Annotated in this window: 13 protein-coding genes; all 13 read right to left on the reverse strand. The window is 65.7% G+C overall.

Annotation, left to right across the window (positions count from 1 at the left end):
• Window positions 1–118 precede the first annotated feature (118 nt).
• Window positions 119–2602: a tetratricopeptide repeat protein gene (locus tag Pka01_RS15370; RefSeq protein ID WP_203883433.1), complete on the reverse strand. Its 2484-nt coding sequence runs from the start codon at window positions 2600–2602 to the stop codon at window positions 119–121.
• Between the two features lie 569 nt (window positions 2603–3171).
• Window positions 3172–5841, reverse strand: coding sequence for a LysM peptidoglycan-binding domain-containing protein (locus Pka01_RS15375; RefSeq protein ID WP_203883434.1), 2670 nt, complete (start codon window positions 5839–5841; stop codon window positions 3172–3174).
• Window positions 5838–6260, reverse strand: coding sequence for a pilus assembly protein TadG-related protein (locus Pka01_RS15380; RefSeq protein ID WP_203883435.1), 423 nt, complete (start codon window positions 6258–6260; stop codon window positions 5838–5840). The genes Pka01_RS15375 and Pka01_RS15380 overlap by 4 nt, the downstream gene beginning before the upstream one ends.
• On the reverse strand, window positions 6257–6688 hold the full coding sequence (locus tag Pka01_RS15385; RefSeq protein WP_203883436.1) for a TadE/TadG family type IV pilus assembly protein: 432 nt from the start codon (window positions 6686–6688) through the stop codon (window positions 6257–6259). The genes Pka01_RS15380 and Pka01_RS15385 overlap by 4 nt, the downstream gene beginning before the upstream one ends.
• A complete protein-coding gene (locus tag Pka01_RS15390) occupies window positions 6685–7059 on the reverse strand; it encodes a TadE/TadG family type IV pilus assembly protein (RefSeq protein WP_203883437.1) in 375 nt (124 codons plus the stop codon). The genes Pka01_RS15385 and Pka01_RS15390 overlap by 4 nt, the downstream gene beginning before the upstream one ends.
• Window positions 7056–7271, reverse strand: a complete 216-nt coding sequence (locus Pka01_RS15395) for a Flp family type IVb pilin (protein WP_203883438.1) — start codon at window positions 7269–7271, stop codon at window positions 7056–7058. The genes Pka01_RS15390 and Pka01_RS15395 overlap by 4 nt, the downstream gene beginning before the upstream one ends.
• Before the next feature lie 15 nt (window positions 7272–7286).
• The gene (locus tag Pka01_RS15400) at window positions 7287–8156 is read right to left on the reverse strand and encodes a type II secretion system F family protein (RefSeq protein ID WP_203883439.1); all 870 of its coding nucleotides are present in this window, start codon (window positions 8154–8156) and stop codon (window positions 7287–7289) included.
• Complete coding sequence (locus Pka01_RS15405) at window positions 8153–8752, reverse strand: type II secretion system F family protein (RefSeq protein WP_203883440.1); 600 nt, start codon at window positions 8750–8752, stop codon at window positions 8153–8155. Before Pka01_RS15405 ends, Pka01_RS15400 begins: the two co-directional genes overlap by 4 nt.
• 233 nt (window positions 8753–8985) lie before the next feature.
• The gene (locus Pka01_RS15410; RefSeq protein ID WP_203883441.1) at window positions 8986–10299 is read right to left on the reverse strand and encodes a TadA family conjugal transfer-associated ATPase; all 1314 of its coding nucleotides are present in this window, start codon (window positions 10297–10299) and stop codon (window positions 8986–8988) included.
• Window positions 10296–11039: a MinD/ParA family ATP-binding protein gene (locus Pka01_RS15415; protein ID WP_203883442.1), complete on the reverse strand. Its 744-nt coding sequence runs from the start codon at window positions 11037–11039 to the stop codon at window positions 10296–10298. Before Pka01_RS15415 ends, Pka01_RS15410 begins: the two co-directional genes overlap by 4 nt.
• Window positions 11040–11043: 4 nt before the next feature.
• A complete protein-coding gene (locus Pka01_RS15420) occupies window positions 11044–11700 on the reverse strand; it encodes an SAF domain-containing protein (RefSeq protein ID WP_203883443.1) in 657 nt (218 codons plus the stop codon).
• Window positions 11701–11704: 4 nt separating this feature from the next.
• Window positions 11705–12355, reverse strand: coding sequence for a hypothetical protein (locus Pka01_RS15425; protein WP_203883444.1), 651 nt, complete (start codon window positions 12353–12355; stop codon window positions 11705–11707).
• Between the two features lie 146 nt (window positions 12356–12501).
• Window positions 12502–12909: a hypothetical protein gene (locus tag Pka01_RS15430; RefSeq protein WP_203883445.1), complete on the reverse strand. Its 408-nt coding sequence runs from the start codon at window positions 12907–12909 to the stop codon at window positions 12502–12504.
• Window positions 12910–13156: the final 247 nt, after the last annotated feature.

Raw genomic sequence — 13156 nt, forward strand, 5'->3', positions numbered from 1 at the left:
AGTATCTTCGGCATCTTCGGCATCTTCGGCGGACAGGGCAGGGTCGCCGCAGCGAACCACGTACTGAGCACGACCGGTCTCAGTCCGTCAACCCCCGAAAGACTTCCAGACGAGACCACTAAGCCTCGGCCTCTTCCAACCGCCCTCGCTTCCTCAGTACGCGCGCGAAGTTGCCCCGGCTCGTCAACGTGTGGGGGTGCTCCTCACCCAACACCCGCCGACAGAGATCCACCACGATGCGGAACTCAGCCTCCGCCTCCTCCAACCGCCCCAGATCCTCCAGCACGTGAGCAAGGTTGTTGCGGCTGTTCAACGTATCAGGGTGCTCCTCACCCAGTGTCCGGCGTCGTATCGCCAGCACGGATAGGTTTTCCGCCTCGGCCTCCTTCAGCCGCCCCAGCTTCCTCAGCACGCGCGCGAAGTTGCCCCGGTTGATCAATGTGTGCAGATGCTCCTGACCAAGCACCCGTTGGTAGAGGTTCACCACGATGCGGTACTCCGCCTCGGCCTCCTTCAACCGCCCCAGATCGCCCAGCACGCTGGCCAAATTGCCTCGACTGTTCAACGTATGGGGGTGCTCTTCACCAAGTAGTCGCCGGCAGACGTCCAACACGGCGCGGTACTCGGCCTCCGCCTCTTGCAGTCGCCCAAGATCGCCCAGCACACTCGCCAGGTTGTTGCGGATGTTCAGCATCTCCGGGTGCTCTTCACCCAGTACTCGGCGGCAGAGATCCACCACGATGCGGAACTCAGCCTCAGCGTCCTCCAGCCGCCCCAGACCCCCTAGCGAGAGCGCCAAATTGTTGCGGCTCGCCAACGTGTCCACGTGCTCCTCACCCAGTACCCGGCGGCGTATCGTCAGCACGGCGCGATGCTCAGCCTCGGCCTCCTCCAACCGCCCGAGATCCCTCAACGTCAGCGCGAGGTTGTCCCGGCTGGTCAACGTGTGGGAGTGCTCTTCACCTAACACTCGGCGGCAGATGGCCAACTCGGCGCGGTGCTCAGCCTCAGCGTCTTGCAACCGCCCCATCTTCCCCAGCACACTCGCCCGGTTATTGCGACTGTTTAACGTGAGAGAGTGCTCTTCACCCAGCACCCGACGGAGTATGGCCAGGACGGCGCGGTGCTCAGCTTCGGCCTCCTCAAATCGCCCTAGCTTCCCGAGGACGCTTGCCAGATTGCCCCGGCTGATCAACGTGTGGGGATGTTCCTCACCTAGTTCCCCACGACGCAGGGTGAGAGACGTCCGCCATGCCTCTTCAGCGAGCTGGTAGCGGCCTTGACGTTCGGCGATCAAAGCGATCTGGTCCGCGTCCTCAGTCTGTTCGACATGTTCAAGAGCGCAGCGGATCAGCGCCTCGGGCACTTTAGCGAGCGGTCCTTCCCGCTGCTGCATCAGGTCAACGAGGTAGTCAAATACCGCCACACGGTCGCTTTCGGGACTGGGCATGGGCGTCAGTAAGGCGGTGGTGGCCCGACGGGGACGAGTGGCCCACTCCCATGCTTGCTCCGGCGATTCAGGTCTTAGTCGATGACCGCCTTTAGCGTCGAGATAGGTCTTGTGCAGTCTCTCTAGCAGTTGTCGGGAGGCTGGGCTGCTGTACCCAGCGCGGCGGCAGTCGATGGCTGCGGCGACTAACGCCGCGCCCCGAGGGTTGACGCCCACATCCCACGCATCATCCAAATCCCGTTGCAGCTCCGGACCGGAGGCCAGGTACTCGGCGATGCCAAACTCGTCGGCCTTGCGTACGGCGGACGCTATCCGAGGGTCCCACGTGCGTGATCGGGCACGGTCCAGCTCGTCAGGGCTGAACATACGGGCGAGGCGTACGGGAACGGCCTGTTCCAGAGTCTCTTGGATTTCGCGTGAGGTTGATCGCGCGACTTGGTCGTTGTCGGTCGAAGGGCTGGTAAGGCGCGTTTGCTCCGCGCTGCGCAACGTGGCCAGGATGATCCGGTGACCTTTGCCGCTGGTCAAGCGTGCGATGTGCTCGCGGGTTAGCCCTCCAGTGCCCAAGTAGTGTTCCAAATCCGATAACCACAGCACGCAGCTATCGGCGCGTGCGGCGTGCTCGATAGCGGTAGGCAGCGCAGTGCGGTCGTGCGGTGCGATCAGGAGATGGTTAGGCAGGGTGGCGCGCATGGCTTCAAAGGCAGTGCGGGACTTGCCCGCGGTGGAGTCCCCGACCAGCAGTACGAACCCCCCGTCGGCCAGCCGTTCCCGCACCATCTCATCTACATCACGCGGGACATACACCGGCGGTCGCTCGTCAGGAAAGGACGAAAGCACGAGGGCGGGATGTACTCCCAGCCGTACTGGATCGTCAATCTGCACCACCTTGGGCAGACGCCCATTCGGCATAACCAGGCACCCGTCTTGCACTCTCAGCGCGTTATCGTCGCGGCGGGCTGCCAGTCTCTTGTAATGCTCCTGAACTAGCCCGGACAGCACTGTCACCACAGCCACTCCGACGGCGGCCACGCTGATCGCCCACGGATCGGTCACTTTGAACGCCGTCAAAACCGCCGCAGTCGCCCCTAGAGCGGCCAAGCCAACCACACTGATCAGTACACGACGTTCCTGCCACTTGCTGTTGTTCATGCTCGCCTCCTCACCCGCGACCGGAGATTCGCACATCAACGACAACACGAACAGCCAGACGATCGCGTTGACACCCAACCGTCACCGTCGGCGCGATGAACGTGGTCGGCCCGTAGGCCTCGGCTGAGAAACAAAGTCCAGGCCCGATGATCGCCCCAACTCGGCACCAAGGCTGGCCAGGCGATCGCTAGTGCTGCATGTGCGCGGCGGCGCAGGCTCTGGTCGGCGGGTGCGGTTCGGATCGCAGGGCACCGCCAACTTGACCGCTGAGTCGGCAATCTGCAGGGGCATGTCGCGGACTCGACACTGGACGACCACAAGGACACGATGCGGCTGTCGTTGACCAGCACAATCTCGCCTACGGAACTGATTGACCGGATGACAAGAGCGGTCCGCCTCTGGGACGGCACTGTCGGCAACGAGCCGCGCGCTTCGAGATCCAGCCCGCCAGCGACCCCGAGCGACGCAAAGGCTTCGCGCACGCCGACGGTCGTTTCACCTTCCACAGGCTCACGGCCGCCCCATCACTTTGTGGGTGTGAAACACATGACCGCGAACTGATGAACCGCTCACTGTTGAGCCCGACGAATCACTTTGTCGAAGATTGCTTGGGTCTGGGGAGAAGCAGCGACACCTAGGGCATCGAGTCGGCTCTTGAAGTGCCGTACACGCAACCGGGCCTCGTCAATGCGGCCGAGTTGGAACAGGAGGCGGACGGTCGCCGCCACCGCACTTTCCATGTCCGGGTCGAGCGCGCACGCCTGGTCGAAGACTTCCAGTGCCCGCTCGCTCCGGCCTGCTCGTTCGTGCAGCGTCCCGAGCTGAAGGAGCGACTTGACGCTTGCCACTGTGAGCGGCCACCGGTGGTCCTGGTCAAGCCAGTCGTACTTGAGCCCTTGCCCCAGCCGTCCCCGGCACAGGCCGGCGACCGCCTCCAACGCGACCACCTTGGCGTCCTCGTCGGTAGCCGTACGTGCGTCGGCGAGCGCCCGGTGGAAGGTCCACAGGTCGACCTCAACGTGTCGAGCCTCGATGCGGTAGGACTTGCCGCTCCGTTCGACGAAATTCGCATCCTTGTCGCCCATGCCTGTGGACTCGCGTAGGGCTACGCGTAGATCCTTCAGTGCGCTGTGGAAGCGGTAACTGGCCAGCGTCTCTTCAACGTCCGGCCACAGGTATTCGCAGATCTCCTCGCGGTCCAGACCGTTTGGATGCAGGGCGAGCAGCACGAAGAGTTCCAGAGCTTTGGTGCGCCCGGCGATGTCCAGAACGCGGCCGTCGATCTCGATGACGGGCTCTCCGACGATGCTGAGCCGCACTCGCTGCTCTGCCGTACCAGGTGGGGGATCGACAAGGTCAGCGTTCCTGGTGGGCTCTTCCGTGGCCATGCCGTTCCCGGACGCGAGCTTGTGGAGCACCGCGCTCGCTGCTTCCTCAGGCAGGTGGAACAGTGTGGCGTCATCGAGTTCTTTCGCCAGCGCACCGGTCGCTTCCGTCACGCGGTAGTCCGGGCCGACCTCGCAGGTCGTTCCTGACGTGGATCGTCCGACCAGCAGGGTTCCGATGCCAAAACTGGACGCGAGCCCCATGAGCGTGTCCAAGTAAGCGTTGCCGTCCTGGGAGCAGGCGGTCAGCAGTAGCGCGGGCAACGGCTCGTCGAGCTCTGAATCACGCAGTTCGGGTATGTCTCCTGCGTCGGAGTCACGCAGGATGCGGCGCCGGGCCACAAACTGGGCTTCCAGATGATCGATCGCATTGTCCAGCGCAGGTACCAGCCGAAGCCCAGGTAGGTGGCCCGTCAATGCCGTGAGGGACTCACCGAACCACCGGACAGCATCCTCACGAGGCACGACGATCTCAGAGCGGTGCTGGTCCGCCTGGGTCAGGAGATCGAGAACGAGGGCCCTGACGCAGGCGTCGGCTCCCGGCCCTACCAGTGCCAGATTCAAGCCGGACAGCTCCAGCGACACCGGAACTTCTCCGCAAGTTCCGACCTTCAGCAAGATGGGCGGAACGATCGAGAAGGATGACGTGACCAGTTCGAAGTCGTCGGGCGGCATCTCGTCGGATTCGGCATAGCTTCGTTGGTGCGCCCGCTCCAGTGCCCGTACGGCTGGCACTTCTGGTTCCGGTGCGAGCACGCTGACGGGCTCGTCGACATCGCGAACAGTCACCCGCCGCCGCAGACGAAGTCTGGCTGAGGCCAGTGCGACTGCGACCCCCGTGGCGAAGGACAGCGCCACCATCCCGCCTCCAGGCAGCGCGACCACGTCCGATGATGCCGGTGCGGCAGGCTCCTCGGCACGCGGCATGGGCTCCATAGGCCGGGGCGAAAGGTCTGGACGGTGAGAAACGGCCGGACGGTGCGATACGGGCTTCCGCGCATCCTGTTCGCGTTCGGGAAGGATCAGGCGCCAGCCAGCTTCGAGCACATCCGGGTCAGTGAGCCGCACTCCGCCGGGCTGTACGCGGCCCTCGTTCAGCTTGAAGATCTCTCGGTACCGCTGGCCGTCTCCGAGGCGCTCCTCGGCGATTCCCCACAGAGTTTCGCCAGGTCCGACGGTCTGAATTCGCTCAGATGTCTTGTGTTCCGTGTTCAGAGTGGCGGCGTCAATGGGCAGTCTCAGAGTCCATCCAGGTCTCAGCCAGTCCCCTCTGGTGAAGGTCTGGCCGTCGTCCATGACGCGTCCCTGGTTCAGCACGATGATCTCTTGATAACGCATCGGCTCACCGAGATGCTTTCTGGCGATCTCCCAGAGGGTGTCCCGGGGCTTGACCACATAGGTCTTGTACGGCTTCGCTGTCTCGGCGATGTTCGGTTCCGCCGCGGCCAATGAGTGCTCAGGCATCACTGCAGGTGTGATGGAGACCGGCCCGGCCGGAACAACTCCGCGTGTGGCGGCAACGGGGGTTGTAGCGGCCAAGGTGATCGTGGTGATCAGATGCGCCGCGAACCGTTGGAACGGCATGCGCACTCGGCTTTGCGTCGCGCGCAACGTGCCGACCAACTCCACGAGGACTGCGCAGGCGAACAGCGCCCAGCAGGTCCACACGATCCCAAGCAACAGCGCCTTGATGACAACGGGTTCGGCGGGAGTGACGATGTCGTCGACGGTGGGCACGTCCACCGGCCAGAAGAAGACAAGCAGGACAGTGGGCATGCCGACCAACAGTGCCGCGAGCACTGTGACCGCCGCGACCTTGCTGAGGATTGGATGGCGCAGCCCGTTCATCGTCATGGTCTTCCTTGCTCGATGCCCTGGAACATTCGCGCGGACGCCTTCGCCGTCGCGGTAACGCTGCCGATGCCGACCAGGGACACGAGCTTCGTCGGCTTGGAGACGGTGACGCTGACGTGCACCGTCCGGCCCCCGACCATCGTGACGCTGCCGGAGTGGCCGCCGGAGCCGAGGTAGTCTCGCGCGGCAGCCAACGCCTTGGAGGTGTCGATCTCGAATCGGCCGCCTTGCGCGTAGGCACGGTCGAGGTCGATCTGTCCCGCTCCTGCACGCGCGGTTTCCTCTGCGACCGCGTATGCCTCGCGGTATGCCTGGATCTTCGCCCCGCCGTCCACGACGAGTCCGGCGCAGATCAGCAGTGCGAGAGCGAACACCACCGCGAAGGCCGTGACGGAACCCCGATCGTCGGACAGGTTCACGATTGATCGCCTCTCGCGCGGAAGGGGTCGATCGGGCTGGCGAAGCTGCTGGTCAGTGTTTTGGAGCCCGGCATTCCTGGTAGCGCGATGTCGGCCAGGTCGATCTCGCAGGTCACAGTGGCCGTTACGGCGGCGGGTTTGCCGACGGGTTCGGAGAAGGCTCTGGTGTCGACGTCCACGGAGGGAGAGCAAGCCAGCCCCTCGCGCATGAGGGCCGCCTGCGCGCTCGATAGCGCGGCTGAGCGCGCCGAATCCGGGTTGCGGGCGATGGATGCCTGCCGGGCCGCGTCCCTGGAGGCGGCGTCGATGGCACCGTGCGCGATGGCGATGCGCCCTAGCGCGATCATCATCACCAGCATGGCCAGCATGGCGGGCGCGATGATCGCCGTCTCCAGTGCCACGGAGCCGCGATCGGAATACAGCGTCATTCGGACGTCCACTTCTCCATGGGGGCTCGGGCGACCTGGTCGACTGTGAGATCGAGCAACGGAACCAGGCTGACCGCCTGTCCCCGAACCGTCACCACCACCGTGTCTTCGGTGCGGCCGACGTTCACCGCCGGCGACAGGAGGAACGATCCGCCGACCTGCCGGGCGAAACGTTCCGCCGTCACCTGCCCTGCCGACAAGCTGGAGCCGTGTGCGCGGGCGACTCGCAGCCCTTCCTGCGCCGCCGAAAGGGCGATGTTCCTGGCGTGGAACCACAGCGCGGTGTTCACCGCGAGCATGATCAACAGAAGCACCACCGGATAGACCACCACGGCCTCCAGCGTCGCCGACCCACGCTCGCGCCCAGTCATCCGATCTTGTCCAACTGTTCGTTGACCACCCCTGTGATCTTCGCTCCGGCAGCGATGGCGAGGAGAAACACGACGGCGGCGATGATCACCCACTCCAGCGTGGAAGCTCCCCGGTCGGAGTTCAGACCGCGCCGGACGGCATGCCGCTCGGGAAGGGACATGCACTCCCCGAGCCGAACCCACATGGCGAGCACGCGTCGATTGATCATCATGATTACCCCCGGAAGTCAGCCCCCGGCCATACGCGCGAAGGCGGGATAGCCGAGCAGCAGCAGAAACCCGATGACTGACAGGGCCATCGGGACGGTCATCGTCTCGGTGCGGGATCTGGCTTTGGAGACTTCGGCCGACAACTCCACCTCGCGCAAGGACTGGGCCTTGGCCATGAGGGTGTCGAGGATGCCGGCTCCCCGGGTGCCCGCAAGCCCGGCGATCGCTGCCAGCTCAGCAAGCTCGGGAACATCGATCTCGTGTGAAAGCCGGGCGAGTTCATCCCACGCACTGCCGGTGGCCCGTCGTGCCGGATCCAGGGCTAGACCGAGCCGCCTAAACGTCCACCCGTCACCGACCTTCGCCGCAGATTCCAGCGCGTCAGCGGGTCCCGCTCCAGCGGCGCGGGCAAGGGCCACTAGATCCAGATAAGCGACGATCGCCTGTCTGAATGCCTTGCGCGCCTCAGCGGCCTGGCCGCGAACCGATGCGTCAGGAGCAAAGAACACCGCTACGGCGAAGGCCAGGCAGGCCCCCCAGGAAACCGCCCAGGGCAGGGTGACACCAAGCAGCGCGCACCAGGCCCAGAACACGGTCGGGCCGGCCGCCCCGAGCACGAGCATCATGACTTTCTGGGCGAGGTAGTCGTCGGCCGTCTTGCCCAGCAGCGCCAGATCCGCGCGCGGGACGCGCGCATCGACCACCGTTCCACCGAGCTTCCTGGCCAGGGTGGCGCGCCAGTCTGCGTCCGGCTTCGCACGGCTCGCGCCCGGCCTGAGCCGTTCCATCGCAGGTGCGAGCGCGGGAGGAGCAGGAAGCAACACGGCGACCGCGAGCGACGCACCGAGACCGATGAGAGCGCCAGAAGCCAGCACGAGCCCGATCACGACTGATCTCCCGACGGGTTGAGGAAACGATGCCCCTTCGGTGGCCTGGCCAGGCGGTACAACCACGCGAAGGCGCCCGCGTACAGGGAGATCACGATGGCGAGCACGAGCTGTCCGCTGACGGTGCCGAACGGCGCGACGTAGGTTCGATTGAGCAGCGCGAAAGCGGTGTAGCCGAGCAGCGCGCCGATGACCCACCGTGCGGTGGTGCGGTGGGTGGCGCGCTCGGCGTCGATCTCTCGCCGCGCCGCCACGTCCTTGGCGACCGTACGCGCCAGTCCTTGCAGGACCTCGCGTATCCCCCGGCCTCGTGCTCGACTGGCCAGGATCAGCGCGGCGGCGATCACGTCTCCGGTCGGATCGTTCAGATCATCGGCGAACGCCCGGAGGGCCTGCTCGGTCGGAGTGCGGAACGCGAGCCGCCGCGCCAGCGCTCGAACCTCGGCCGAGATGGCCTGCGGTGGCTTCTCCGCGCTCGACTGCAATGCCTCCTCAATGCCTGCGCTGCCTCCGAGTACGTCGGCGAGGTGGCGAGTCCATGCCTCCAGCGCTTCGAGCCGCTCGATGCTGCGGGTGGTCTCGCGGTTGGTCAGCATGCGCGGCAACACCACGGCGCCTACCGCGGCCCCGACCGCAGCGACCGGCCAGCTGGTCAGCCACAACGTCAGGGCGAACGCGCCCAGAGCCGAGACCGTTGGGACGACCGGAATCCGTGGTAGCCGTCGACGCGACGGGCGCGGGGACCGTACCGGCGCTCGGCGTGCTCCAGCGACGGCAAGCAGCGGCCCTGCGACCAGCGTCGCCCCAGCCAACGCGGCAAGCCACTGCATCATGGCAAGCCTCCGCTCCAGGCGCGGGGCACGAACATGTCCGGGTCGAATCCCGCAGCCACCAGCTCGTCCACGCACTGCGGGATCGTGTTGGGTACGGCACGCCCGTCCAGTCCGGGGACGTAGACATGGTTGACGGCGGGCTCTATACCGTCGCCAGGCGGCAGCACTTCATTGACCTCGGCGACATAGCGTCGGTTGATCAGCCCCTCCATGTCGTGGCGCAGCTCGTGTCGCAGGTGGATCACAAAGTCCACGGCCATGCCGATCGTGCAAAACAGCGTGTCTGGGGCGATGGCCAGACCGCCCGATCCAGCGAGAATGAGCATCCGGGCGAACACCTGGTCGGCCGAGTCGGCGTGCATGGTGCAGATGGAACCGTTGCCGCCGGTGTTCATCGCCTCCAACATCGGCACCATCTCGTCGCCGCGCACCTCGCCGACGATGATGCGGCGGGCGTTGAACCGGAGCGCATCCTCGATGAGCTGGTGCATTGTGATCTCACCCAGACCCTCGGTGTTGCCCTCGCGGGCCTCCAGGGCGAGCACGTCGCGGTGGCGGTCGGGCTGGAGGTGGAGGAAGAGTTCGTACTCCTTCTCCACGGTGGCGATGCGTTCGTCTGGGTCTATCTCACCGGCGAGGGCGCGGGCGAAGGTGGTCTTGCCGTCCCCCATACCACCGGTGATCACAATGTCTTTGTGGGCACGTACCGCGGCTCCGAGAAACGCGCGGAGCCCCTTGTCCACGGTGCCGTTCAAGACCAGGTCGTCAAGGTCGGCGTCGAGCATTCCATGCCGGCGGATCGACAGTGAGGGACGAGGCGTGACGCCCATCAGGGCCGCCATGCGGGTCCGATGTCCGACCGACAGGTGGAGGCGGGGCCTGGCTATGGAGAAGTCCCGGGCGGTCTGCCCCTGATAGGCGGCCCACCTGCGGACGTTCTCCACAAGTTCCTCATCGCTGTCGGCACACGGCGGGCCGAGAACCTTGCGGCCGTCGGAATAGGTGATCCACACCTGGTCGCAGCCGTTGACGTCGATGTTCTCTACGTCGGGATCGTTGACGAACGGCTGCAGGCGTCCCAGCTCGAAGATCTCGTCGTAGACGGCCTGAGTGAGAAGTCGTTCCTCCACCAAGCTAGGCACACGCTTGCCCGCCAACGCATGGCTGTCCACATACTCACGGACCAGCTCGGTGATGGCCGCCTTCGCGTATTCGCGTATGGCGTCGTCACCGGTCATGCCTGCGCCGTCCAGTGCCTCGGTCACCCTGGGCAGGATCTCCCGGACCGCGCTCACGGGATCGAAGCTCATCGCGCTGTCACCTCGTCCTGTACCACTTGGGCTCGTAGGTCCTCGGCGAGCGAGCGGGCAGCCCTCAGCAGCAGGGAACGCGGAACGTGCCGCTCGTTGCCGACGCCGTGGGACAGAACCGTGGCCGCTCGCGGATCATGCGGGAGGTGATCGGCTACCTCCGTGTCGAGCGCTTTGGCTACTTCCTTCCGGCTGTACGGCCCCGCGCCCACGAGCAGCACGCGTGGATCAGGTCGGGGACCACGCAACGCCTTGATCTCCTGAAGACGTGGCGCCACCGCCGACAGGTCCATGAGGGTGGGCCGTGCTACGACGAGCACTTGGTCGGCGCGAGTCAGCAACGGCGTGGGCGTATCGGATCCGCCGGCCCTTCCGATGTCCACGATGACATCACCGGGAATCGCGGTGAAGGTATCGGCGATGCCGGGCCACAGCGGCTGGACCGACGTCACCTGGGCCGGCTCGGCGAGGCCAGGAAGGATCCGCCGGCTCTCGGGACCGGCCAGATGGTGGACCTGCTCACCGAGCGCCCTTTCGGGATCGGCTCCACGCCGGAGCTGGACCGCCCATTCGCCCAGCCCGCGCTCTCGAGGCTGACCAAGCAGATACCCGGACAGCAGGCTGCCGCCCGCGGGATCACATTCGGCGAACAGGACCTCTCGTGGCCAGGCGAGGGTCAACGCGAGCCCGGTCGTCGTCGCTCCTGGGCTGTGCCCGCCCGAGCAGAGCACGATCAGCATCGCGTCACTCCGCCCTGGACTGGAGCACGATCGCGATCTTCCCCATGGCCGCCTGGCGAGCGAGAGCTGTACCGTCCGCTGCCGGGACGACGAGATCCACCACGATGAGCCCATCGGCGTCTGGCTGGCCGACACGATCGACCTGGGCGAGGTGGTCCACGGAGAACCGGCCGCTCTGCCCTTCCTGCGCACTGGGAAGCACGGCGGTGGCCACCACGCGGTCGCCGGGCTGGATACCCCTGGCCGGAAGCTGGCTCGCCTTCAGCGCGAGGGGCACGACGACCTGGTTCGGTGCCGGAGTGAGAGTTTCGGCGACCTGGTCGGGTGCGAGGAGGCTCCCGGCTTTGAGATCCACAGCGGCCTGTTTGCCGATCACCGTGTTCTTGTCGGCGGCGTTCAACGAGTGGACCGCGGGGTCCATGCCCATGGCCACGGTTCTCAGGTCCTGCGCCTGGAGCTGCTGCCCGATGGGGACGTCGCGGGCCATGACGAGCACGGGCGTCTGGTGACCGGCGACGCCGTACACCTCCCAGGCGATGAGCGCGCCGAGAGCTGTCAACGCGACGCTCGCCACGAGCATCATCGGGCGGCGTCTTCCTGGGAGCGGGCGTACGTGCGAGACGTGACCCTGTTCCAGGTTCGGCGTAAGCCGGTGGAGCATGGAACTACTCCTTCGTGACGAGGGTCTGCGCTTCGACGACGCGAATCGGGAACGTGACCGATCGGGTGATGGGCGGCAGCGTGCCTCCCGTTCCACCGGAGCCGCGCCAGGTGCCGCCCCAGGTCACGGTCACGGTCGCCTGGTAGGCACTCCCCGGATGGAGATATCGGTAAGAGCAGGTGGAATGCTGCTCGTCGGCGGGCTTGGCGGGGTTATACGTGTTGCCGGGGCCATCGCAGGTGATCGTCTGCCCGTCGCCGGGACTGACGGTCATCCTCTGCGGTGTCGCGGTGGCCTCTGCCCAGACGGCACCTGCTCGCAGCCGCTTTGACCTGGCCATCCACTCACCTCGGGCCAGGTAGAACCAGTGCGGAAGGCCGACGAGACCATCGTTGCCGCGAGGTGGCGCGGTGAGCACTTTCGGCGGCTTGATCGGGATCAGCTTGAACGCTTGGCGAGCGAGCTGCTCAGGCGTGGCCGCCGGGTCGAGCTTTTTCGGGATCCAGACGACATCCCGGTACCCGTCGGAGCATTCGACCAGGTAGTAGGCACCTTTGCCGGACGGCTTATCGTTGGGATTACTGCCGGGGTCGACGAATTCGAGACCGCCATTCTTCTGCCCGTCAACCGCCCAGGGCGTGTAGGCGCACGTCACCCCGGATCGTTTTCCAGCGGAGGCTGTCGCGCCGGGCCGGGGCACCTGCGTCCCCGAAATGATGTAACCCGCAGATTGGGTTGATACCTCGACCCCATCTCCGTCCCCAAGTGGAGCGGCGGTCAGCGCGACTACGAAAACGGAGCTCAGGCCACGGGCGAGCAAGGCGCTTTCACCTGTTCCACTTTCGAGACCCGCCAGACTCCGTCCTCGCCCGTCTGAAGCGTGGCGATCAGGTGAGTGCCACTCTTGCCATGGGTGAGACGCTCTCCCGTCTTGTCGTCCGCCTGGCCAGACTTGGTGCCGTCCTGGCAGTCGTGGAGAGTCGCCCGGTCATCCTTGATCTCCACGTCGAAGGCATGGATGACGGGTGTGCCCCAGGTGACGCGTCTAGTCACGCGAAGTGCCGCGATCCCTCGGAGCATCCGGTCCAGCAGTGGCTGGGTGGCGACATCCTCCAGGATCGCTCTGCGTTCCTCGGGCGGGGTCTGTTCGGCGCGCTGGCCGGCGGGATAGAGATCGCGGTATACGGCCACGACCGCGTCCTCGCTCATGGAGCGAGACGGCGTTTGCATAGGTGCGACAGAAGGCGCCGCCGTACGGCCCGGCTCGGTTGCGTGGTCACCCGCCTGGCAGGCGGTCACAGCGATAACCGCGGCGGAGAGCGCCCCCACCCGACGCAACACCCATTTTGGGCATGGCGAAACAATCCTCACCGACCAGCAACCCTTACTCAGAGGAAGCAACTAGCTACGCGAGGTTGTCAGATTAGGTCGGCCCTCTGGACTGGTCACCTATCTT

Source organism: Planotetraspora kaengkrachanensis (assembly GCF_016862895.1).
Lineage (GTDB): Bacteria > Actinomycetota > Actinomycetes > Streptosporangiales > Streptosporangiaceae > Planotetraspora > Planotetraspora kaengkrachanensis.

Bases quoted from the DNA above. Each gene is read 5' to 3' on its own strand.
- Pka01_RS15375 (WP_203883434.1), bottom strand. From the start codon at position 5,841: ATGACGATGAACGGGCTGCGCCATCCAATCCTCAGCAAGGTCGCGGCG.
- Pka01_RS15390 (WP_203883437.1), bottom strand. From the start codon at position 7,059: ATGACTGGGCGCGAGCGTGGGTCGGCGACGCTGGAGGCCGTGGTGGTC.
- Pka01_RS15420 (WP_203883443.1), bottom strand. From the start codon at position 11,700: ATGCTCCACCGGCTTACGCCGAACCTGGAACAGGGTCACGTCTCGCAC.
- Pka01_RS15385 (WP_203883436.1), bottom strand. From the start codon at position 6,688: ATGACGCTGTATTCCGATCGCGGCTCCGTGGCACTGGAGACGGCGATC.
- Pka01_RS15410 (WP_203883441.1), bottom strand. From the start codon at position 10,299: ATGAGCTTCGATCCCGTGAGCGCGGTCCGGGAGATCCTGCCCAGGGTG.
- Pka01_RS15370 (WP_203883433.1), bottom strand. From the start codon at position 2,602: ATGAACAACAGCAAGTGGCAGGAACGTCGTGTACTGATCAGTGTGGTT.
- Pka01_RS15395 (WP_203883438.1), bottom strand. From the start codon at position 7,271: ATGATGATCAATCGACGCGTGCTCGCCATGTGGGTTCGGCTCGGGGAG.
- Pka01_RS15405 (WP_203883440.1), bottom strand. From the start codon at position 8,752: ATGCTGACCAACCGCGAGACCACCCGCAGCATCGAGCGGCTCGAAGCG.
- Pka01_RS15415 (WP_203883442.1), bottom strand. From the start codon at position 11,039: ATGCTGATCGTGCTCTGCTCGGGCGGGCACAGCCCAGGAGCGACGACG.
- Pka01_RS15430 (WP_203883445.1), bottom strand. From the start codon at position 12,909: ATGAGCGAGGACGCGGTCGTGGCCGTATACCGCGATCTCTATCCCGCC.